The sequence below is a fragment of the Algorimicrobium echini genome, assembly GCF_900115185.1.
Lineage (GTDB): Bacteria > Bacteroidota > Bacteroidia > Flavobacteriales > Flavobacteriaceae > Algorimicrobium > Algorimicrobium echini.
Window position 1 is genome coordinate 118,731 of sequence record NZ_FOVN01000004.1, and the last position, 23,734, is coordinate 142,464.

Here is a 23,734-nt window from a genome sequence, read left to right on the forward strand (position 1 = left end):
TTTTTATTGCATTTTTATCAGTAAATAAGCTTAAATTAGAAATCTGTTACAGATTCTGTAGTGATTGGGAAATTGTTTAATACCATCTTCTGGTAAATAATCCTAACAAGGTTTTAAAATCTAAGGTGACAATAAATCTGATTTTCTCGGCATATTGCGGTTGAGCTATTTCCCATCCTAAATTTGAATAAACAGGAAAATAGAGTTCAAAATAATCTTCAATTAAACTCACGCGAACACCAGTATCGTAAACAAATTCGGCACCAGTGTCATGATTTTTTACCAAACCAACATCACCATAAGCCAAAATATATTTCCAAATAGTCATGCTGCCATTTAAAGTGGTTATCCATTGGTTTGCAAAACTTGGTTGTAATTGCGACTTAAAACCGCCTTCAGCTATAATAAGTTGCTGACTAAATAATCCATCACTTTCCGAGCGTCCATAGTAATTGTAATCGAATAAATAATCGGTTGGTCTATCTAGAGCAAAGCTAAAATAATCAGAATCCCTAAACGTTTTATTGTACAGAAAAACACCTGCAAAAAAACGTAAATTATACTGCCTATTATTTTTGGTTAGCTTTCTGTACTCATAGTTTAAGGCGACCTTTCCAAATTTTTCAGAAAACTGCGTGTCTGCAAACCAAGAGGAATAATTTACCAAATCTTTGTCTATATGATTATAACGTAAATTAAGAACGCCATAGTTTGGTTGGTTGGTTTCGGAAGTTAATAAAGCAGAAGGATCTGAATCTCTATTAATATCTACATAACGTAAGTTTAAGTAATGACGTTTGTTAGAGCGTAAATTATTTTTATCTCTAAACGAAAGCTGAACAGCAGGTGTGAATTTTCTGACAAACAAATCCTCTGCATAACTAGAATAGCTTGCACCTACACCATAATTAATATTGAATAATGGTGAGGAATCATCAATATACTGAATGTAATTTAATGTTACAGATCCTGTAAGTGATTGTGATTTTAAACCATATTGTGGTGCTATTTTGTAATAAAAAGGTTTTCGTAACACGGTTTTATTGTAAGCTTTAACACCTAAAACAATACCATCATAAATATTATTAAACTCCACAATTGGCATTAGGAAAATCTGATTGTAATCAGGATCTTCAATATCTTTTATTAATCTAATTTGTAAGGGTCTGTTAAAAAGAGCTTTGGTAAGTGTCTTGGTGTTATTCCGGACATTAAATTCAGGCACAATTTGATCGTGATTTAATACGACCTTGGTTGTTTGGGTATCGGGAATTGTAACGGTTAGGGAATCCTTAATACTATTTAACCAAATTTTAGACGTGACCGTTTTATCGGTAAATGAAAACAAGGAAATAGGGACACTTATATCACTATTATTTTTAATGGTTACATGTATGGAATCGTTTTCGCGAATGGCTTTAGAAATGGTGTAATCAATATATTTTTTGGTGTGAATATAATCGGTAAAAAACCACTCTAAATCTTTGTCAGTTTTTGATTTTACAAAGCGTTCAAAACGTTCGGTATTGACTTCTTTATGTCTATTTGTAATTAGAAATTCGGTGAGTATAGAATCAACCAGTTGATTTCCCAAATAATCATTCATGTATTTTAAACCTACACCAGCCTTGTATTTGTTAGCTATATTTTCATTAAATTTTATTAATGAATCCTTCGGCATGGTTAGTGGTTGGTCTATATTTTGGCGCGCCATGTGCATGTACAGAAAACTATATTGAGCATTGAAATCTAATTGCATAGCATGAAAAGATTTAATACCCCAGATATTGGAAAGTGTTCCAGCTAATTTCATGTCTGGATAATTTTCATCTACATATTTCATTAAATAGTAGGTTTGAATTCCATCCATTAACCATTGGTCCGTTCGCGGATTAATTAATAATATATTCTCTAAATAATTGCGAAGTCCTGTTTTTAAAATTTTCAATTCATACTGAAAGTGATCGGGAAACGGTCTGATAAAACTTGGTAATAAATTCAAACCGTAAATAGGGCTTTTTCTGTAATCAATATCTGATATTAATAAGCGTTCATGCGGATAGTCTCCTAAATTGTCGGTTAAAAATTGTACTATTTTGTCTGTTACCAAAGCCTTGTTCATGGCATTTAAATTCTCATCATCTACATTGGAGATTAATGTAAAGTTATCGGTTTCAATTTCTCGATATAGGGATAATTTATTTAGAAACAATTTGGAGTTCAAGCGGTTTTTACCTGAAAAAACAACTGTTTGATTGTCTTTAACGTGGTAATAATCAATTTTATCTAATTCAGATTCTATATAATAATTTAAAGGACAAGTAATTTCTAGCCGAATATCTGATTCAGGTACAAACATATCATCCAAATCCTTATGGCTACTATATTGCCATTCGCCATTGTATACAGCAGGTGTTGCATACCAATACCGAAGGTTGTAGTCTCCATATGTGCTCACGCCATATCTTGTAAACTTATCGTTAGGAACTTGTACAATATAATTTAAATGGATGGTATAAGAGTTCTTTGGTAGTAAAGGAGTTTCTAATTCAACTTTAACAACATCAATATGATCTTTAACACGGTCAAACTCTAATTCTACTTCGTTTTGGTGAATGGAAGTAATTACGGAATAGCCACGATCTTCATTTTTTGCAAAGTGAAATTCTGTTTTAAATTCTTCTGAAAAACGCTTGGCCAGCGGTGTGTTTTTGGTAGCAAAACTATTACTCCAATCATTTAAATAAATACTTTGAAGTGTATCGTTCGTTTTATTAAAATAGGTAATGGTTTGAGAAATTCGGATCTGATTTTTAGTCACATCAAAGGTTGCTTTAACATCCATGGTATTTTGTCCAAATACTACAATGCCAAAAAATAAAAAGATGCTACTAAATAGATTTTTAATGCTCAATGTGTTTTAATAAACTTTAAAGGTTCAACCTGTGTGTTGCTGGCTACAATATAATAGATGCCAGCTGATAAATTTGTTAAGGATACGTTATAAGTATACGCAGTTTGAACAGGAATGGTTTTTACTTGTTGTCCTAGTGTGTTGTATATTTTTAGGATATCTGTGTCATGAAAAAGCTTATTTACTTTTAGTGTTAAACTATTTTGAATGTAATTTGAACCCACTATTTCAATAGATTTTGATAGTGTTGTTGAAAACTCTGGAATGGATAATGAGGCATTTGTTGAAATTTGTAAGGTTACCGGTAAGTGGTCGCTAAAATAATGAAGTGCCTCACGGATATTAAATGAAAACTTAATACCAGCACATTCAGAATCGATTATGGATTGATTAAAACAATCAGTATTACCATTGTTTCCATAAACCTGATAGGAATTAGGTTCATAATACAGGTCTGTATTGGAAAGCATGTTTTCTGATGTCATGATAAAATCAAAACGGTCATCAAAACCACCAGTTGTGCCACCAAAACCAGTTTGTGTTCGGGTAGATTGTGTAAATACATCCACAAAGTTAGTATTGTTATGCCAGCTGCCAATTTTGTTAGCAGGATCTGTAAATGTAATTGTATTGGTAGGGTTTATCAATTCCTGAAAAGCAGGTTCCGAACTGGTATACACATTAAAATCGCCTGCAAGCAGCACATTGCTATTTGCAGGCAACGTGCTTAAATAACTTGTTAAGTCGTTTACCATTTGTAAGCGGTAAGCCTGATTTTCGGTGCCACTAGAGGCTTTTAAATGACAGACAATAGCATTTAAATAAATAGGATTACTAGCTTGATTTACTGTGTTTAATTTTAAGCGATAATGGTTGAAATCTCTAAAGATAGTAGGTACAATTGTCTGACTTTCTAATATGAATTTAGAACTGTTAAAATATATCAAATTCTGCAAATCGTTCTGATTTCCTATGGTATCATCCGAAGTGTTTAGCTGAAAGGTTGCCATTTCAAAATTGCTATTTACCCGATCTTGAATCATCTGCAAAATGCTATTAGCACCAAAGGCATTATTGAGTTCGCAAACCATGAAAATGTCTGGTTGGTAATCGTTTAAAATAACCTCTAAATATGCTAAACGATTGGGTACAGCGTTTTCCAAAGGAAAGTTTAGTACGTTATAAAACATCACATTAAAGGATGTTTGTGCACGTATTCCTGTAAAATTTAAGATGCCCAAAAGCATCAAAAACAGCCAATTCTTTTTCATATGGTAGGTGTGGAACTATTTTAGAAGTTTGGACTAAGGTCAGATTCTTTATAGAAACTATCCAAGATTGGAATCACTTCGTCTGCTGTATCAACCAAGTGAATTAGATCCAAATCCTTAGCACTTACGTTAGCAAAGCCATCTAAAACCGTTGCTTTAATCCAATCTAATAAACCAGACCAGAAATCGGTTCCTACTAATATAATTGGGAATTTTTCAATTTTGTTTGTCTGAATAAGGGTTATGGCCTCAAACAACTCATCCAAAGTTCCAAAGCCACCAGGCATCACCACAAAACCTTGTGAATACTTAACAAACATAACTTTTCTAACAAAGAAATAATCAAAATCTAAACTTTTGTCAGAATCAATGTAAGGGTTGTCGTGTTGCTCAAAGGGTAAATCAATATTTAAGCCTACAGATGTCCCACCAGCAATATGCGCACCTTTATTACCAGCTTCCATAATTCCGGGACCACCTCCTGTTATAACACCATAGCCATGTTCTACAATTTTACAAGCAACTTCTTCCGCTAGTTTATAGTATTTATGGTCTGGTTTGGTTCGAGCAGAACCAAATATAGAAACACAAGGTCCTATTTTACTTAATTTTTCATAGCCGCTTACAAATTCGCCCATGATTTTAAATATAGCCCAAGAGTCATTTGTTTTTACTTCATTCCAACGTTTATGGTGTTGTTCAGTTCTCATTTTATATAATTTTTTTTAAGTTATCTTTTTAAGTACTTGGAAAACATAAATCCAACAGCAAATTTAAGAGAAATAAGCGCATTATTCATGCTTTATTTGAATCATTTCAATTTCAGTGAAAATTCCTGTTTTCATCAAGTGAATTGTTTAAAAAAAGGACATGAAAAAAGACAAATCGACTGGATTTGTCTTTTAAAAATCATGTTTAATTTCTGTGCTATTTCAAAGGGCCTCGACCTGAAATAAGATTGTATAATATTACTATTACAGCAATAACTAATAATATGTGAATTAAATCACCAGTAGGCATTCCAGAAACAATTCCAAAAAATCCTAAAATCCAAATAACAATGCAAATTACGGCAACTAGCCAAAGTAAACTTCTCATATTTGTTAGTTTTAAAGGGTTATCCTACTAATCTAATAAATATTTCTGAAATGTAATTACTTTAATTCTTTTTTTAGAAATTGAGCCGTATAGCTTTTTTTGTTTTTAATAATGTCTTCAGGTGTGCCTTTGGCTATAATTTCGCCGCCACCTTTACCGCCTTCATAGCCAACATCAATAATATAATCTACTGTTTTAATCACATCCAAATTGTGTTCAATGATTAAAACGGTATTGCCTTTATTAACCAATTTATTTAATACTTGCATCAATACACGAATGTCTTCAAAATGCAATCCTGTTGTAGGTTCATCTAAAATATAGAAGGTGTTTCCTGTATCACGTTTGCTTAATTCGGTTGCCAACTTAATCCTTTGGGCTTCACCACCAGAAAGGGTTGTGCTTTGCTGACCCAGTGTAATATAACCCAAACCAACATCTTGAATGGTTTTTACTTTTTTATGAATTTTAGGAATGTGTTCAAAGAACTCAACCGCTTCATTCATGGTCATATTTAATACATCGCTAATGGATTTGCCTTTATATCTAATTTCCAATGTTTCCCTATTAAAACGTTTGCCTTGACAGGTTTCACACTCTACATAAACGTCTGGAAGAAAATTCATTTCAATAACCCGTAAACCACCACCTTGGCAGGTTTCGCAACGACCACCTTTTACATTAAAACTAAAACGTCCTGGTTTATAACCACGTATCATGGCTTCTGGAATTTTAGCAAATAAACTGCGTATTTCACTAAAAACGCCTGTATATGTGGCTGGATTACTTCGTGGTGTTCTGCCAATTGGCGACTGGTTTATATCGATAACTTTGTCAATATGTTCCAAGCCTTTTATGCTTTTATAAGGCATTGGTTTTTTAACGCCATTAAAATAGTGCGCATTCATAATCGGGTAGAGGGTCTCGTTTATTAGGGTGGATTTCCCGCTTCCAGAAACACCAGTTATACCTATCATTTTTCCCAAAGGAATATCAACAGATACATTTTTTAAATTGTTTCCCGTACAACCTTTTAAGGTTAGTGTTTTGCCATTCCCTTCCCGACGTTTTTTAGGAACTTCAATCTCTTTTTTACCGTTTAAATAATCGGCCGTTAAGGTATTGTGTGTTTTCAACTCCTCTGGTGTACCAATACTAATAATTTCGCCACCATGTTTTCCGGCTCGTGGTCCAATGTCAATTACATAATCGGCATGTTCTATCATATCCTTGTCATGCTCTACTACAATTACGGAGTTTCCAATATCGCGTAAGGATACCAAGGACTTTATCAGTTTTTCATTATCACGTTGATGTAAACCTATACTCGGTTCATCTAGAATATATAAAACGCCAACTAATTGCGAACCTATTTGAGTAGCTAGTCGAATCCGTTGTGCCTCACCACCTGAAAGCGATTTAGAGCTTCTGTTTAATGACAAATAATCCAAGCCAACATCTAATAAAAATTGGGTTCGCGATGAAATTTCTTTAATAATCTCCTCGGAAATTTTGACTTGTTTTTCAGATAGGTGTTTTGGTAAATCCTGAAACCACGCACCTAAATCTACTAAATCTTTATTGGCTAATTCGGCAATATTTAAACCATTCACTTTAAAATAAAGCGATTCTTTTCGCAGTCGTGCGCCTTCACAGGTAGTACAAACCACTTTATCCATATATTCTTTAGCCCAGCGTTTTAAAGAAGTTGTTTCAGCCGTGTTGTATTGATTTTCTATAAAATTAGCAACGCCTTCAAAATCTATTTTATAATCTCGGGTAATGCCTAAAGTCTTGCTTTCTACCTCAAATTTTTCGTTACCACCATATAAAATCATCTGTTTGGCAGCATCCGGAATATCCTTATAAGCATCGTTTAGTGAGAAATTATAGCGTGTTGCAATGGTTTCAAATTGCTTGAAAATCCAACTGTTTTTTTGCGGACCATGAGGCGCTAATGCACCTGCTTTTATAGATAGAGATGGGTCTGGAATAATCTTATTTTCATTCACTTGATACAAAGTTCCTATCCCATTACACGTAGGACATGCACCTTTAGGCGAGTTGAATGAAAAATTATTTGGTTCCGGATTAGGATAGGATATTCCCGAACTCGGACACATTAGATTCCGACTAAAATAGCGTACTTCTTGAGTGTCTTGGTCAATAACCATTAGCACATCTTCACCATGATACATGGCTGTATTAATGCTTTCGGTTAAGCGTTTGTCGTTATCGGCTGTAGTATCAATTTTAAGACGATCAATCACAATTTCAATATCGTGATTTTTATAACGATCCAGTTTCATGCCTTTTACTAGGTCTTTAATTTCGCCATCGGTTCTGACTTTTACAAAGCCTTGTTTGGCTATTTGCTCAAACAACTCACGATAATGTCCTTTTCTAGAACGCACGACAGGTGCTAAAATATTAATACGTTTCCCGTTAAAAGTTTCTGTAATTAATTCTTTTATCTGTTCGTCATTATAGCTCACCATTTGTTCGCCAGTGTTATAACTATAGGCATCACTAGCTCTGGCGTATAACAGACGTAAAAAATCGTAAATTTCGGTAATGGTTCCAACCGTAGATCGTGGCGATTTACTCGTCGTTTTTTGCTCAATGGCAATAACAGGCGAAAGCCCATCAATTTTATCCACATCAGGACGTTCTAAACCACCTAAAAACTGACGCGCATAAGCCGAAAACGTTTCAATATACCGTCTTTGTCCTTCGGCATAAATGGTATCAAAAGCCAATGACGATTTACCACTACCAGACAAACCCGTAATTACAACCAGTTTTTCTCTAGGAATGGAAACATCTATATTTTTTAGGTTGTGAACGCGTGCGCCTTGAACCTCAATAGTATCTTCAAATTTACTCATAGCATAGCAATCTGGACTGATTTACAGACCAGTTTGCAAAGGTACAGATTATGCTTTTAATTATAAAACGATGTCTGTTTATGATTTATTCTAGAATTACCCTTTTGAAAGATTTTTACAATATCTATTTAAAATTTTAAGAGACATTAAACAAAAACCTTTACATTAGGTGTTATAATAGAAAACATGAAACGCATACTTATAACTGGCGCAACAGGCCATATTGGGTCTGAAGTTTTGGCTTCCCTTTGCAAGAGTCCACAAGATTTAGAAATAGTGGCAGCTGTTCGTAATGTAGAGGCAGCTGAACAACAATTTCAGCCAAGTTCCCAACTAACATTTCAGGTATTCGACTTTGAAAAACCAGACACCTTTAGTCAGGCATTTCAAGGTGTTGATAGTCTGTTTTTGCTGCGTCCACCACAACTGGCCGATGTAGATAGGTATTTTAAGCCGCTTTTGGAAGCGGCAAAAACCAGTGGTATTCAACAGGTGGTGTTTTTATCCGTTCAAGGTGTAGAAACTAGTAACATGATTCCACATTATAAAATTGAAGCCCTTATTAAAAATCTAGGTTTTCAGTATGTTTTTGTTCGGCCAGGTTATTTTATGCAAAATTTAACTTCCACATTATTGCCAGAAATTTTAAAAACGCAAACCATTACCTTACCAGCTGGCCAAGCAAAGTTTAATTGGGTAGATGTGAAAAATATAGGTGAAGCAGTTGCGGTTTTAATCAAGGCGTTTGATTTGTATAAAAACCGTGGTTATGATATTACAGGCTCTGAAAATTTGAGTTTTCAAGCTGTTACCCATCAGATGACTATTATTCTTAACAAACCCTATCGTTTTAAAAGTATAAATCCTATTCGATTTTATTTTAAAAAACGAAAAGATGGTCTTACTACTGGTTTTGCTTTGGTAATGACCTTACTTCATTTTTTACCACGATTTCAAAAAGAACCAGAAATTTCCAATAATTTTTTTAAATTGACAGGCAAAAAACCGACCACTTTAGTCGCGTTTATCAATCGAGAACAGCATATATTTAATAAAACATAATACACTTATGAAGCAACTTTTAGGAATCAGCTCCAGAATTAATCACCCAGAATATGGAAAGGGTGTGGTAACTAACGTCACCTCTAAGCATTACTGGGTCACTTTTATAGATTCCGGTTTAGAAACCATAGCTATTGACTCTGAATTTGAAGTCATTGAGGCAGCCGAAGACGATGTGGATACCGTTAGTTTTGCAGAGGTAGAAAGTAGTTTGATACAAATTTTAAAACGTTGGAGTGATGCCAGCGAAGTGGTTCATATAGCTGATAAATGGAAAGGTGGCAAACTGATTTTGGAACCTGGTGATACCAATCTGAAATCCAGCGAATTGCCGATTGACACCTTTTTTCATAAAATTACTATGGTTCGTGACCGTTTGCGTGTTATGGAACAAAAAATAAATTCAAGTAATTTAAACGAACAAGAAAAAATAGATTTACAGCAATACATTACCCGAAGTTATGGGAGTTTAACATCCTTTAATGTGTTATTTAAATTAAAGGAACAGCAATTTGTTGGGCAGCGTTCGAAATAGGTTAGAAGTTTCGGTTTCTGGTTTTAGATTCAAGGTTTAAGATAATTGCTATTTAAACTGAAAACTGAACAGTTATTCTTTCCCAACAACATCATTCATTTTAATACCTAAAAAAAGCATTTCATGAAAGGTAGGTAATATGGCGCCACTTTCGGTAGTTGTCCAATCATTCCATGAAGCTTCTAAACCTCCAATTGGTAGGATATCTACCCACATCCTGAATTTTACGGGTTTGTTATTTGTGTCTAAAAGCCATAAATACGAATCACCAGGTGTGGTGCCTCCTGTGGTGTACGTCACCAATAGCGCTTCTTGATTGTTCCACTTTACCAAGCGTCTTTCCGTTCCTGGATCGAAAATTTTGTAAGGTGCTACAAGCCAAAAGGAATCATTATTAAAATAACCAAGAGCTGTAGCTATGTATTCGGAAGCTTGTTCGCCTTGAACTTCAAAATTATGAACAAAGGCTTTACTTAAACTCGGGTTGTTTAAATTTAAATCTACTTTGTAGTCTTTCCAATGAACCATACAGGTGTTTTCATTCTTTTGCCATTGGTAATGGTGCCTGTTTTTAAACGTCCATTCTATATAATTGGTTTCCAAGTAAGCTTCGTGGTTTAATGCTTGTAGCATTTTATGAGCTAGTGCGTCTGCTTGAGGGCCTTGTTGGCCAGCTGGTAAGTCTTCATTGTATTTAAAATAAACAAAACCAAAAAATAGTAAACTGGGTAAGGTGAAGAAAATAATAACACCCATGACTATTTTAAGTATTTTCTTTGTTTTCATACACAGTTATTTTAGGCGTAAGGCTATTTGTTTAGCAAGGATTCCAGCTGCTTTATGGTTATTTCTAAACCACAATTCAGGCTCAATAAGTTCAAGTTCAGAAACTGCTAATTGGTTTGCGTTATCAGTAAATATATCAACTCTAGCATAAATAGGCAATTCTGGACAAGCTTTTGTTGCATTTACAGCAAAGGTTATTTCGGTTTCACTAGGATTGTAGGTTGTTACACTGCCACCGAAATCATCTTGTACACGGAAATCGCCTGCTTTGGCTTGTTTTAAAACCGCATGACTATACATGCCATTAAATATAATGAGCGATAGTTCTCCCTGATTTACAATATTGTGTTGAAAGGGTTGAAGCATCATGCTTTCATTTTGAATCAATTCAGAAAAAATACTCTCATAATCCGCTCTGTTTTCAGGTGATAATTTGTAAGTATGTCTGCCAGCACCAGAAACACAGGGTTTCAATACGGTTTCATTCCATTGTAATTGTTGGTGTAATTCAGCTAAAGTAATTTGAGTTCCAGCTTCTATAAAATAGGATTCAGCCACAGGAATACCAGTTGATTTTAAATCCAACAAGTAATGTTTATCAATATTCCAACGGATGAGTTTTTCGGAATTTAATAATTTGGTTTTGGTAGAGACCATAGCTAACCATTTTGAAAATTCTGGAAAGCGATCAAAATAATCCCAGGTTGTTCTAAAAAGAATTGCTTTGGTGTCTGACCAGTTAAAATCGGGATCGTCCCAAGCTAATCGGGCAACGGTTAAATTTTCGTTTTGTAGAGCTTGTTGTACTAGATAGTCTTCATAAAACACGTTATGCTTGTAGGTGTTTGTTTGGGAGTCTTCTAAGTAGCGTTTGTCGGTTAGTATGATTATGTCGTAAGTTTTCATGTGTTTTAATTTTTAAAACCCGATTGCTGTGTCATCACCTCTATAATCGGCACCACCTTCCAAGGCGCCAGAATCCAATACTAAAATACCATCAACCTTCCCTAAAACGGGTGCATTTTCTTCGTTAATTGTATAGCCTTTAGCTTTCAATTCAGCTTTAAGTTGATCTTTAAAAACACCTGGTTCCATTCTAATATAATCGGGATACCATTGGTGGTGAAAACGTGGCGCATCAACAGCCTCTTGCATGGTCATGCCAAATTCATGAACATTTAAAATAGTTTGCAATACCGATGTAATAATGGTTGAACCTCCAGGGGTACCAACACTCATGAGTAGTTTGCCATTTTTCTCAACAATAGTCGGTGTCATGGAACTCAACATGCGTTTTTCAGATAGTATGCTATTGGCTTCTGCACCTAGTAAGCCAAAGGCATTTGGTACTCCTGGTTTGCTGCTAAAATCGTCCATTTCATTATTTAAAAAGAAGCCTAATTCCTGACTAAATAATTTGGAGCCGTAACCATGATTTAGTGTGGTTGTTACGGAAATGGCATTTCCAAATTGATCGATAATAGCGTAGTGAGTCGTTTCGTTACTTTCAATAATTTCCACGCTACCATGCATGACATCTGTAGATTTTGTAGCTTTTTCAAATGAAAAATCTGCCATTCTTCGGGAGAGGTAGGGTGCACTAATTAGAGAATCGGTTGGTACGTGAACAAAATCAGGGTCGCCTAAATAGAAACTACGATCAGCATAAGCACGACGTTCGGCTTCCGTAATAACTTGAATAGCTTGAAGGGAGTTATGACCGTATTCTGAAAGGTTATAGGGTTCGATCATTTTCATAATTTGTCCTAACGCAATACCTCCACTAGATGGGGGCGACATGGAAATAATGGTTAAGTCATCATAATTAAATGAAACAGGTTTGCGCCATTGTGCTTCATAGCGTGCCAAATCTTCTTCTGTAATAATACCACCTTGCTCTTGAATAAATGCAGCTAATTTTTTAGCGGTTTCACCTTTGTAAAATTCGTTCCGACCATTGGACATAATGGCTTTTAGTGTGTTAGCTAAAGCAGGATATTTAATGGTGTCGTTTTCTTGCCATAAACCATCTAGAACAGTTCCTTTTGGGTTTACAGCAGCAAATGCTTTTTGAAAATAGGCTAAACGCTCTGCTTGTTGTTTGGTAACAACAACGCCAGTTTCCGCTAGCGCGATAACAGGTTTAAGAATGGTTTCAATGGGTAACATGCCGAATCTGTTATGTGCTTCAAAAACACCAGCTACAGTACCAGGAACACCAACAGCCATGGCGCCTACAATGCTTTTATTAGGAATTACATTTCCTAAACTATCCAAATACATATCTTTGGTAGCTGCCATAGGTGCTTTTTCCCGATAATCCAAAGCTCCTGTTTCTCCGTTTTGTAATCGATACACCATAAATCCACCACCTCCAATATTTCCAGCATAGGGAAACGAAACGGCAAGTGCTAATTCGGTTGCAACCATGGCATCAAAAGCATTTCCGCCTTGTTCTAAAATGGCACTTCCAATTTTAGAGGCTTCTTCACGTGCCGAAACAACCATGGCTTTTTGAGTAATGAGTCCATGTTTTTGAGTTTTTTTAGGTATTTCAGGTTGGTTTTTGCAAGACCAAACAAGAGCTAGTGTAAATAGCAAATAATAGCGTTTAATGATCATAGTTTAATTAATTGCATTAGTAAGTAATTGTAGTTTCTCTTTTGAAAAGTATCGTAATTCTTCGAAAAAAGAGGTGAATTCTGCTTCAAATTCATCGTAGTATTTTACGAGTTCTCGTGTAGCTTCATTCATTTTAGACTTGTTTTTAGTGCGTCTATTCATGCCGTCTAAAACGTTTTGAATGCCTTCAATTTCAGCATAACTTAATAACCAATTGCCAGAAATCATATAGGGTAACATGTGTTTGGTTCTTTCAGGTAATAGCTGATAATTATCCTGTAATAACGTGTAAAAATTTTGGACATAATTTTCGAGTGGTTCGTTGGAATAAAGCGACCAGTTTTTAGCTAAAAAATGATCGTAAAGGATATCTACAATAACACCACTGTAATGGCTGTAATTTTTATGAAGTCTTTTAGTACTCTGCCTAACTGTAGGGTGTGCATCTGTAAAAGTGTCAATTTCCCGATGGAGTAGGATACCAACTTGAATAGCTTTCGGATATTTTTTATATTTTTTCCCGCGAATACCATCTGCTATAAAATTGCCTATGGTAACCTGATCCAAGTTGTTAGAAAGATAAATGTGCGCTAAAAAATTCATGTCTCGAATTTACAAATTCATACTATAGAAAACACACAGAAAACTTATATTTGTTGAAATTAAATAGAAAAATATGACACTTATAAAATCGATATCAGGAATCCGTGGAACTATTGGTGGTGCAGTTGGCGATAATTTAACGCCAATTGATGCCGTAAAATTTGCTTCCGCTTATGGCGTTTGGTTAAAAGGACAATATAAAAAAGATGATTATCGAGTTGTGGTTGGCCGAGATGCCCGAATTTCTGGAGAAATGATACAGAATTTAGTTATGAATACCTTGGTAGGGTTAGGCATACATGTTATAGATTTAGGGCTTTCCACAACACCAACTGTTGAGGTTGCTGTACCTATGGAACACGCAGATGGTGGTATTATTCTAACGGCTAGTCATAATCCTAAACAATGGAATGCCTTAAAACTTTTAAATAATAAAGGTGAATTTTTAAATGGTGAGGAAGGCTCTAAAATTCTTGCCATTGCGGAAAGTGATAGCATGAATTTTGCAGATGTAGATAGTTTGGGGAAAATAACACGAAATGATGCTTATATTGATTTACATATTGATGCGGTTTTAGATTTGAAACTTGTTAATAAATCTGCAATCGAAAAAGCTAATTTTAAGGTAGTAGTTGATGGTGTAAACTCTACGGGTGGTATTGCTATTCCATTATTATTAGAACGATTGGGTGTAGAATGCGTTAAATTATATTGCGAGCCTACAGGCCATTTTCCACATAATCCAGAACCTTTAAAAGAACATTTAACCGATTTGTCTGAAGCGGTTGTTAAAGCGCATGCAGATTTTGGAATTGTTGTAGATCCTGATGTAGATCGTTTAGCCTTTATGGATGAAAATGGACATATGTTTGGTGAAGAATACACATTAGTAGCTTGCGCAGATTACGTGCTAGGTGAAACACCAGGAAACACGGTTAGCAATATGAGTTCTACACGTGCCCTACGTGATATAACCGAAAAACATGGCGGAACATATGAAGCGAGTGCAGTTGGAGAAGTGAATGTTGTTGAATTGATGAAGAAAAACCAGGCCGTTATTGGCGGTGAAGGTAATGGTGGTATTATTTACCCTGAATCGCATTATGGTCGGGATGCATTGGTTGGTGTTGCGTTGTTTTTAAGCTTATTGGCTGATAAAAAAATGTCTGTTAGTGCCTTACGAGCTAGTTATCCAAATTATTTTATGAGTAAAAAGAAAATAGCCCTAACACCAGAATTGGATGTAGATGCTATTTTAAAAGCTATGGAAGCTAAATATAGCCACGAAAGGGTAACAACTATAGATGGTGTAAAAATTGATTTTCAAGATAGTTGGGTTCACTTACGTAAAAGTAATACCGAACCTATTATTCGCGTGTATACAGAAGCACCATCAGAGGAGGAGGCCGAGACGCTTGCTAATAAAATTATTGCAGAAATTGAAGCTGTCGCTAATAATTAGTACTTTTGCAATTTAAAACATTTACATGATTACTACAGATACAGCTTTAAACGTTGAAATGGATTTAGAGACTTATTTTGCTCAATTTAGAAAGCACATTATTGGTGTGGATCAAACGTTTAAATCGCCTTTTGGTTCTCAAAAAATAATCTATACGGACTGGACAGCTTCAGGCCGCTTATACCGACCAATTGAAGAGAAAATCTGTGATGTTTTTGGACCTTATGTTGCCAATACACATACGGAAACAACTGTTTCTGGAACGGCTATGACCAAAGCATATCATGAAGCCAAACACATTATAAAAGCGCACGTAAACGCAAATGATGATGATGTGTTGATTGTTTCTGGTAATGGGATGACAGGTGTTGTGAACAAATTCCAGCGTATTTTGGGCTTGAAAGTACCAGAAAATTTGCAAAAGCATACTGTAGTTCCAGAGGATTTATGTCCTGTAGTTTTTATTTCACACATGGAACACCATTCTAATCAAACTACTTGGTTGGAAACTATAGCTAAAGTGGTTGTCATTCCACCAGGAGAAGATGGCTTGTTTAGTTTAGAAAATTTAGAAAAAGCACTGATAGAACATCAAGATTGCACCATTAAGATTGCTTCTGTTATCGGTGGATCTAATGTTACAGGAATTCAAAATCCGCATCATGATATTGCACAAATGATGCACAAGCATGGTGGTGTTTGTTTTGTAGATTTTGCTTGTTCAGCACCTTATGTAGATATAGATATGCATCCAGAAGATACGACTAAAGCGTTGGATGCTGTATTCTTTTCGCCTCACAAGTTTTTAGGTGGCCCAGGATCTTCAGGTGTCCTAATTTTTAATAAAAAATTATATAAAAATATGATTCCCGATTGTCCAGGTGGTGGAACCGTTAGTTGGACAAACCCTTGGGGTGAACATAAATATATTGATAATATTGAAGATCGCGAAGATGGTGGTACACCTGGTTTTTTACAAACCATAAAAACGGCTCTAGCCATTAAGTTAAAAGAGCAAATGGGTGTAAAAAATATGCTAAAGCGAGAACACGAGATTCTAGAAACTGTTTTTAAAGCGTTGGGTGGTATATCCAATCTACATATTTTAGCTGGTCAGCATGAAGACCGTTTGGGAGTCGTTTCTTTTTATATTGATAACTTACATTTTAATTTAGGGGTTAAATTATTGAATGATAAATTTGGTATTCAAACCCGAGGCGGTTGTAGTTGTGCTGGAACTTATGGCCATTATTTGTTACATGTGGACTATGAAATGTCTCATGAATTAACCCGAGAAATATCATTAGGAGAATTAACCCGAAAGCCAGGTTGGATTCGGATGTCTATTCACCCGACCACAACCAATGCTGAAGTTGATTATGTGTGTAAAAGTATACAGGCTTTAGCAGAGAATCATGCCGAATGGGCAACAGATTACGCTTACAACAAAGCTACTAATGAGTTTGTCCATAAGTCTCAAGTAAATTCTGATACAGATGATGTCCAAACTATGGTATCTAGCTGGTTTGAATTGGATTAAGGCAGATTAATTTTGGTATTCCGCAGGAACTTTATCCCGATGTTTCCAGCGTTTATGTGTCCATAGGTAGTATTCGGGAGCTTCATGAATTTGTTCTTCAACTAAATCCAAGAATTTATCTGTAATTTGGTAATTTGGATACTCATTTGGGTTGTAGGCAAGGGTTTTAAAAGTGGTTTCATAATAACCGCGTTTTAATTTTTTTACACCAAAGAAAACCACAGACATATCCAGTTTTTTAGCTAACATTTCGGCACCTGTATGCACCGGAACCGTGATACCCATAAATTTATTCCAATGAAATGCCTTTTCAGCTTTGGGTGATTGATCTGAAACAAAGCCACAAATGGTTACTTTACCTTGACGCTTGGTTTCCATAAGTATCGGAATACTTTCTTTGGTTGTAATGAGGTGGCTATTGTATTTCGCACGGATACGTTTAACTAGTTTATCAAAATAGGTATTGGCTAAACGTTTGTAAATGGCATATCCTTTATTATTTAAATAGGTTTGTAGAATAAAGATCCATTCCCAACTACCATAATGAGCACACATAAGCGCAATACTTCTATTTTCTTTTTCCAGATTTTGAACCACTTCTACGTTTGAAAATGTAAAGCGTTTTTTCATTTCAGCTTCTGAAATGGTCATAGATTTTATAGATTCCATAACCATATCACATAAATGATGGTAAAACTTTTTTCGAATTCGGTTTAATTCGGCTTCTGATTTGTTTGGAAATGCTAGTTTTAAATTCTCTTTAACTACTTTTTTTCGGTAACCAATAATGTGATAGATTATAATAAATAATCCATCAGAAAACGCATACAGTAAACGAAAGGGTAAGATGGATACTAGCCATAAAATGGGATAAATAAGAATATAGGCAAGGAATTGCATGAATTAATTTTAGATTTGCAGTTACAAATATATGTTATATTCTTTTTAAACGTTTATTATTTATGGGTGATTTAAGTATAGTGACTGTTGTAATTATTGCAGCCAATTGTTTGATTTCTTTTAAGGGTTTTAGTGATTACTCCTTTTTTGAAACCTATAAATTTAATGTAGGTGCTATTGTGAGAGGGGAGAAAATACGTATGTTAACTTCCGGTTTTTTGCATGTAGATACTGCACATTTATTTTTTAATATGTTTTCGTTATACTTTTTTGCCGATGTAGTGATAGCCTATTTAGGAAATTTACAGTTTTTTATTGTTTATTTAGGGAGCCTGCTGTTAGGAAATTTATTATCACTTTATTTTCATAAAAATGAATACCATTATAGTGCTGTAGGTGCCAGTGGTGCTGTTATGGGAATTATTTATTCTGCTATACTGCTACAACCAGGCATGAGTTTATACTTGTTTTTTATTCCCATTCCCATTCCTGCCTATATTTTTGGTATTGGGTATTTATTGTATTCCATTTATGGAATGAAAAATCGGGTTGGAAATATTGGCCATGATGCCCATTTTGGTGGCGCCATTGGTGGTTATGTCATTACTCTAATGTTAGCTAATTGGTTATTCCAAGAGAATTTACTGATGATTGGCTTATTAGCCATTCCGATTGTATTATTATTTATTTTGAAAAAATTGGGGAAGATATAAACACAAAAAAGCCTCTCGTAATAGAGAGGCTTTTCATTATTTTATTTCAATTTTTTAGTCTAAAAGCTCGGCCATTTTAGCTTCTAATTCAGGCCCTCTTAAGTTTTTAGCAATTATTTTTCCGTCGGCATCTAGTATAAACGTTGCAGGAATAGATTGGATATTATATTTTTTGGCAACTGGGTCATTAAAATACTGTAAGTTGGATACTTGGTGCCAGGTTAAACCATCTTTCTCAATAGCTGCTAACCATTCGCCTTTAGCGTCTTTTTGTCTTGGGTTGCCATCTAAAGATACACCAATAATTTCAAGACCTTTATCATGATACTTTTCGTATACGTTAACCACATTTGGGTTTTCTCTTCTGCAAGGTCCACACCATGCTGCCCAAAAATCGATGATGGTTACTTTACCTTTTAAGTCACTTAAGGTTAGCATGTTTCCTTCAGGATTGGGCGCTGTAAAATCTGGTGCAACACTTCCAATTGCTGTAGCTTTACCACTTACTAACAAATCGTTTATACTTTTACCAATACGACTGTTTTTTACGGGATCGGTAAAATTATCATATAACTCTTGTGCTTTGGCCATTTCAATACCTTTTGTTTTAATTAGGTTTTCTAAAATAGCTGCGCTTGTTACTACGTCGTTATGTTTTTTAATTGCTTCAAGGTTTTCTAAATTACCATTGTCAACAATTTTTTGAAATTCTTCTTGAATAGTCTTCATTTTAGCTGTGTCACCAGCGGTTCTTGCTGCCATAAACTCTTGACCCATAGCTTGATTTTTTGCTCTGATAGGATCTGAAATATCTTTAAAGACTTTAAAAATATCATTTTCATGACTTCCTGTTACCTTTGAGGACTGCAAGCTATCTTTATAAAATTGAATGCTAATATTTTCATTTTCTAAAACAATTGGCATTCCTCCTGGAACACCATCAATACTCAAAAGATATAAATCTGGAGAATCCACTTTACCAGTAAAAGTTACTTTACCGTCTTTAATAATTGTAGAATCTACAAATGTGACGTTGTTTAAGTCGGCGTTACGGAGTCTCATTGTTTTGCCATCTACAGACGAATCAATAAAACCATTGAGTACATAACCTTCTTTTGTTACCTCATTCTTACAAGAAGCTACAAGAATTATTAAGGCAAGTAGCATGAGTTTTTTTATCATTATCTCTGTTTTTTAGTTTGTGCAAATATAATGGAATGTTAAAATATATTTGTTAAGAATTCGCTAATATCTAACAGTGTATTTTCTCTGGTGATTTTAGTACTTTTGTAGCATGAATCAAAACGATACTATTGTTGCATTAGCCACACCTTCAGGAGCTGGTGCTATTGCTGTTATTCGCCTGTCTGGGGCAGATGCTATTACGATTGCTGATAGTTGTTTTCAATCGGTTTCAAAATCGAAAACACTATCTAATCAGAAAACGCATACCATTCATTTGGGACATATTGTTGATGATACGCGCGAGATTGATGAGGTCTTGGTATCTGTTTTTAAGAACCCGAACTCTTATACTGGTGAACATGTGGTAGAAATATCTTGTCATGGTTCTAATTATATTCAGCAAGAAATTATTCAATTATTTTTACGACATGGTTGTAGAATGGCCGATGCAGGCGAGTTTACTTTGCGTGCATTTTTAAATGGTAAACTGGATTTAAGTCAAGCAGAAGCTGTAGCCGATTTAATTTCTAGTGAAAATAAAGCCTCACATCAAATAGCTATGCAGCAAATGCGTGGTGGTTTTTCCAGTGAAATTGCCAAGTTACGTGAAGAGCTGCTTAACTTTGCCTCTCTTATAGAATTGGAGTTGGATTTTGCAGAAGAGGATGTGGAGTTTGCAGATAGAACGCAGTTTCGAGAGCTGATAGAACGCATCACTTTTGTGTTAAAGCGTTTGATAGATTCGTTTGCCGTTGGAAATGTTATTAAAAACGGTATTCCCGTTGCTATTGTAGGTGAGCCCAATGTGGGTAAGTCTACCTTGTTGAATGCCTTATTAAATGAAGAACGCGCTATAGTTAGTGAGATAGCAGGAACTACCCGTGATACGATTGAAGATGAAATTAGTATTGGCGGTATGGGCTTCCGTTTTATTGATACAGCTGGTATTCGTGATACACAAGATGTGGTGGAAAGCATTGGGATTAAAAAAACCTTTGAAAAAATTGAACAAGCTCAAGTGGTTATTTACTTGTTTGATGCCGGACAATTTCAGGCTCAAGGTTCTAAATTTCAGGTAGAGTTAGAAAAAATAAAAAATAAATACCCATTAAAGCCATTATTGGTTATAGCCAACAAAATAGATACTGTGGACGCTGATGCGTTAGTGGAACTTCAAGGAGCGATTCCTAACGTTCAGCTACTGTCTGCTAAAGCAGGTACAGGCGTTGAGGAACTTACCAATTCGTTATTAAATTTGGTTAATACAGGAGCCTTACGCAATAACGAAACCATTATTACGAACACACGGCATTATGATGCTTTATTGAAAGCTTTTGAAGAAATTCAGAAAGTGAAGCATGGCTTGGATTCGGGATTACCAAGCGATTTAATGGCGATAGATATCAGGGAGGCATTATATCACTTCGGATTAATAACAGGCAGTGTTACCAATGATGAATTGTTGGGTAATATTTTTGCAAACTTTTGTATTGGGAAGTAACTATCTTTCTTTTTATTGTTAACCACCTGTTTTTCTTTACTTTATACGTTTTTATCTTCCTTTATTTGTTGCTTATTTGCTCTTTTTTCATTAAATTTGTTGTATATCTGTTGCCTTAAATACGGATTTGTTGCCCAAATCTGTTGGCAGTGAGATTGGCGAAATGATGCACCATATTGCCCCACGTTGCACCATAACGCTACATAAAGCACCATTTATGAGCAGTAATTTATACATCCCAAAAACTTGTAAGCATTGCGGTAATGCCTTTACAGCACGAACAACAGTTACTAAATACTGTAGTGATATTTGTGCTAAAAGAGCATATAAGGCACGTAAACGCAATGAGAAAGTACAAGCTACTCTTGAAGAAACTATTCAGCAGCAAAAAGAAATAGTTAATGACTACAATCCAAATGCAGTAAATAACAAAGATTTTTTAAGCGTAACAGAGGCTTCTCAACTCATTGGTGTAAGTAGATGGACCATCCAAAGGATGATACAACAAGGACGTTTAAAAGCAGTTCCTTTTGGTAGAAAGCATATAGTAGCTCGTTGGCAAATTGAAAACCTCTTTAATTGATTTATTATGAAAGTAACATTAAGACAGCGCAAAAAAAATGATAATATTAGTTTGTATTTAGACTACTATCATAAGGGAAAAAGGAAAACAGAATATTTGAGGTTATACCTAACTGCCAATCCTAAAACTAAAACGGAAAGGGATGTTAATAAGAAAACCAAGCAACTTGCTGAAACTATTTGTGCACAACGACAAATAGAAATTCAAAATGGTATTTACGGATTTAAGGATATAGAGAAATTAAAGGGTAGTTTTATTACTTATATAACAACATTAGCAGAAAAGAAAAACACAAGTGCAGGTAATTATGGGAATTGGAATAGTATGTTGAAACATTTAAAAACCTTTTGTCCAACGGATGTTAGTTTTCAAGATATAGATAAATCATTTGTAGAGCGGTTTAAAGAGTATTTAGATAAGGATGCTATGGGAAGAGCTGGAAAAAAATTATCTCAAAACTCTAAATATTCATACTATGGTAAGTTTTCAGCAGCACTAAAACAAGCTGTTAAGGATGGTATTCTAAAAGTAAATCCTGCCAATGGTGTTGAATATTTCAAACAAGGTGAACCTCAACGAGAATTTTTAACACTTGATGAATTACAAAGAGCAGCAAACACTGAATGTGAACTTCCTTTATTAAAAAAAGCTTTTATATTTTCAGCAATCACAGGATTAAGATGGTCAGACATTGAAAAGTTAGTCTGGTCAGAAGTACAGCATTCTAAAGAAATGGGATACTACATCCGTTTTAGACAAAAGAAAACCAAAGGAGCTGAAACTTTACCCATTTCTGAACAAGCAAGAGAACTATTAGGTGAAGAAGGAAAGCAGACAGATAAAATTTTCAAAGATTTGCATTATAGTGCCTGGTCTAATTTGAAATTACAACAATGGATAATGAAAGCGGGTATTACAAAAAATATTACTTTTCACTGCGCACGTCATACGTATGCAACTTTACAATTAACTTTAGGCACAGATATTTATACAGTATCAAAATTATTAGGTCATAAAGAATTGAGAACAACGCAGATTTATGCCAAAGTAATCGACGATAAAAAGAAAGATGCTGCTAACCGTATTCAATTGGATTTATAATGAAAAATAACATATTTTCAAGTTTAGTTTCTATTACTAAAGGTTTACATCGCGACAATAGATCAGAAAGAGAATTTCAATTATTGTTATCTGAAATAAAATTATATCCATTAGCAGCTAATGCGGTTTTTAAAATACATTTTAAAAGACCTTTAAATAGTAAAAAAGAGTATTACCAAAAAAGCATATTTAATGAAACTGAAAAAACTATTGTTTCATTTATTGCAGGCTTTCCAGAGAATGCAACAACAGCAGAAAATAAATACAGCTATACGATTCTGCATAATAAATTTGATAAGTACTTAAATGACATAGCCAGCTACATTAGTAAAAGGAATATAACGGTAGATTTAAGCGACGACGTTGATTATATAATTAATTACCTGAAAGTATCAGTGATACGACTATATGCTGAATTACAAGAGCAGTACGGACAGTTTTCAGAAACACCATTATTTACGATTTCCGAAATAGCTGAAAAGTATTTCAATGACACTAAATTCAATGCAGACTTAATAAAGAAGATTGAGACATCTAAAAAAGTAGTCATTAAAAAAACATCAAAGCCTAAAAGCAAACCAAAAACTTCATTTGTGTTTAAAGGAAAAGATAAAGCAAATCTTTTAAAAGTGCTTGAACAGCTTCAAATTAAAATAGATTTATTAGAAAATAGAACTACTACAAAACAGCTGTTAGAGATTCTAACAACAGATGATTTTACTTCTTTAAATTTTAATATTTATTTTGAGGCCAATACAACTGCAATTAGATACATCTTTGACAAGCTAAAACCTCAATTTAAAAATTTAAAGTTATCCGAAATTGAAAGGTCTAATAAGTTTTATACTAAAAATGATTTTGAATTAACTGCCCAAAATTTATCTTCAAGTAAGCAATATACTTTTAAAGAAAAAGAAACTATTGATAATATTTTCAAACAAATGCAATAAAAAAACATTGAGAACATTGA

General features: G+C 34.6%; 20 protein-coding genes. 9 read left to right on the top strand and 11 right to left on the bottom strand.

Annotated elements, in window-relative coordinates; translation table 11 throughout:
- Positions 1–76 precede the first annotated feature (76 nt).
- The 5 genes from BM239_RS10615 to uvrA all read right to left on the bottom strand — a co-directional run bounded on the left by BM239_RS10615 (position 77) and on the right by uvrA (position 8,171).
- A complete protein-coding gene (locus BM239_RS10615) occupies positions 77–2,914 on the bottom strand; it encodes a gluzincin family metallopeptidase (RefSeq protein WP_177209028.1) in 2,838 nt (945 codons plus the stop codon).
- Positions 2,911–4,185: an endonuclease/exonuclease/phosphatase family protein gene (locus tag BM239_RS10620; protein ID WP_092208388.1), complete on the bottom strand. Its 1,275-nt coding sequence runs from the start codon at positions 4,183–4,185 to the stop codon at positions 2,911–2,913. The genes BM239_RS10615 and BM239_RS10620 overlap by 4 nt, the downstream gene beginning before the upstream one ends.
- A 20-nt stretch (positions 4,186–4,205) precedes the next feature.
- On the bottom strand, positions 4,206–4,895 hold the full coding sequence (locus tag BM239_RS10625) for an LOG family protein (RefSeq protein WP_092208390.1): 690 nt from the start codon (positions 4,893–4,895) through the stop codon (positions 4,206–4,208).
- A gap of 217 nt (positions 4,896–5,112) precedes the next feature.
- Entirely contained in the window at positions 5,113–5,283 is a 171-nt protein-coding gene (locus BM239_RS15315) for a lmo0937 family membrane protein (RefSeq protein WP_143094915.1), read from the bottom strand.
- Positions 5,284–5,339: 56 nt separating this feature from the next.
- The gene (gene uvrA, locus BM239_RS10630) at positions 5,340–8,171 is read right to left on the bottom strand and encodes an excinuclease ABC subunit UvrA (protein WP_092208392.1); all 2,832 of its coding nucleotides are present in this window, start codon (positions 8,169–8,171) and stop codon (positions 5,340–5,342) included.
- 186 nt (positions 8,172–8,357) lie between these two features.
- Between uvrA and BM239_RS10635 the strand changes: the two genes are divergently transcribed.
- Positions 8,358–9,233 (top strand): NmrA family NAD(P)-binding protein, encoded by an 876-nt coding sequence (locus BM239_RS10635; RefSeq protein ID WP_092208394.1) that lies wholly within the window; start codon positions 8,358–8,360, stop codon positions 9,231–9,233.
- A 7-nt stretch (positions 9,234–9,240) separates the two neighbouring features.
- On the top strand, positions 9,241–9,768 hold the full coding sequence (locus BM239_RS10640; protein ID WP_092208396.1) for a hypothetical protein: 528 nt from the start codon (positions 9,241–9,243) through the stop codon (positions 9,766–9,768).
- Positions 9,769–9,840: 72 nt separating this feature from the next.
- On the opposite strand, the gene BM239_RS10645 is transcribed toward BM239_RS10640, so the two are convergent.
- Genes BM239_RS10645 through BM239_RS10660 form a run of 4 tightly spaced genes read right to left on the bottom strand, consistent with a single transcriptional unit; the run spans position 9,841 to position 13,779 of the window.
- Positions 9,841–10,554: a hypothetical protein gene (locus BM239_RS10645; RefSeq protein WP_092208398.1), complete on the bottom strand. Its 714-nt coding sequence runs from the start codon at positions 10,552–10,554 to the stop codon at positions 9,841–9,843.
- 6 nt (positions 10,555–10,560) lie between these two features.
- Entirely contained in the window at positions 10,561–11,460 is a 900-nt protein-coding gene (locus tag BM239_RS10650) for an ATP-grasp domain-containing protein (RefSeq protein WP_092208400.1), read from the bottom strand.
- Between the two features lie 12 nt (positions 11,461–11,472).
- Positions 11,473–13,176, bottom strand: coding sequence for a gamma-glutamyltransferase (gene ggt, locus BM239_RS10655; RefSeq protein ID WP_177209029.1), 1,704 nt, complete (start codon positions 13,174–13,176; stop codon positions 11,473–11,475).
- Between the two features lie 3 nt (positions 13,177–13,179).
- Positions 13,180–13,779: an acyl carrier protein phosphodiesterase gene (locus BM239_RS10660; protein WP_092208402.1), complete on the bottom strand. Its 600-nt coding sequence runs from the start codon at positions 13,777–13,779 to the stop codon at positions 13,180–13,182.
- Between the two features lie 73 nt (positions 13,780–13,852).
- Between BM239_RS10660 and glmM the strand changes: the two genes are divergently transcribed.
- Both glmM and BM239_RS10670 read left to right on the top strand, forming a co-directional pair.
- Entirely contained in the window at positions 13,853–15,241 is a 1,389-nt protein-coding gene (glmM, locus tag BM239_RS10665; protein ID WP_092208404.1) for a phosphoglucosamine mutase, read from the top strand.
- Positions 15,242–15,266: 25 nt separating this feature from the next.
- Positions 15,267–16,781, top strand: a complete 1,515-nt coding sequence (locus BM239_RS10670; RefSeq protein WP_092208406.1) for an aminotransferase class V-fold PLP-dependent enzyme — start codon at positions 15,267–15,269, stop codon at positions 16,779–16,781.
- 6 nt (positions 16,782–16,787) lie between these two features.
- On the opposite strand, the gene BM239_RS10675 is transcribed toward BM239_RS10670, so the two are convergent.
- On the bottom strand, positions 16,788–17,681 hold the full coding sequence (locus BM239_RS10675; protein ID WP_092208408.1) for a lysophospholipid acyltransferase family protein: 894 nt from the start codon (positions 17,679–17,681) through the stop codon (positions 16,788–16,790).
- 62 nt (positions 17,682–17,743) lie between these two features.
- Between BM239_RS10675 and BM239_RS10680 the strand changes: the two genes are divergently transcribed.
- The gene (locus BM239_RS10680) at positions 17,744–18,394 is read left to right on the top strand and encodes a rhomboid family intramembrane serine protease (RefSeq protein WP_092208410.1); all 651 of its coding nucleotides are present in this window, start codon (positions 17,744–17,746) and stop codon (positions 18,392–18,394) included.
- 54 nt (positions 18,395–18,448) lie between these two features.
- Here the strand turns inward: BM239_RS10680 and BM239_RS10685 are convergent, their stop codons facing one another.
- A complete protein-coding gene (locus BM239_RS10685) occupies positions 18,449–19,576 on the bottom strand; it encodes a TlpA disulfide reductase family protein (RefSeq protein WP_092208412.1) in 1,128 nt (375 codons plus the stop codon).
- Positions 19,577–19,688: 112 nt separating this feature from the next.
- Here BM239_RS10685 and mnmE point away from each other — a divergent pair, with 112 nt between their 5' ends.
- The 4 genes from mnmE to BM239_RS10705 all read left to right on the top strand — a co-directional run bounded on the left by mnmE (position 19,689) and on the right by BM239_RS10705 (position 23,714).
- Positions 19,689–21,080 carry a tRNA uridine-5-carboxymethylaminomethyl(34) synthesis GTPase MnmE gene (mnmE, locus tag BM239_RS10690; RefSeq protein ID WP_092208414.1) on the top strand — a complete coding sequence of 464 codons (1,392 nt, stop codon included), beginning with the start codon at positions 19,689–19,691 and terminating at the stop codon, positions 21,078–21,080.
- A gap of 130 nt (positions 21,081–21,210) precedes the next feature.
- Positions 21,211–21,663 carry a helix-turn-helix domain-containing protein gene (locus BM239_RS10695; RefSeq protein WP_245758230.1) on the top strand — a complete coding sequence of 151 codons (453 nt, stop codon included), beginning with the start codon at positions 21,211–21,213 and terminating at the stop codon, positions 21,661–21,663.
- A gap of 6 nt (positions 21,664–21,669) precedes the next feature.
- Positions 21,670–22,764 carry a site-specific integrase gene (locus BM239_RS10700; RefSeq protein WP_092208416.1) on the top strand — a complete coding sequence of 365 codons (1,095 nt, stop codon included), beginning with the start codon at positions 21,670–21,672 and terminating at the stop codon, positions 22,762–22,764.
- A complete protein-coding gene (locus tag BM239_RS10705) occupies positions 22,764–23,714 on the top strand; it encodes a DUF6617 family protein (RefSeq protein ID WP_092208418.1) in 951 nt (316 codons plus the stop codon). The genes BM239_RS10700 and BM239_RS10705 overlap by 1 nt, the downstream gene beginning before the upstream one ends.
- The last annotated feature ends 20 nt before the right edge of the window (positions 23,715–23,734 follow it).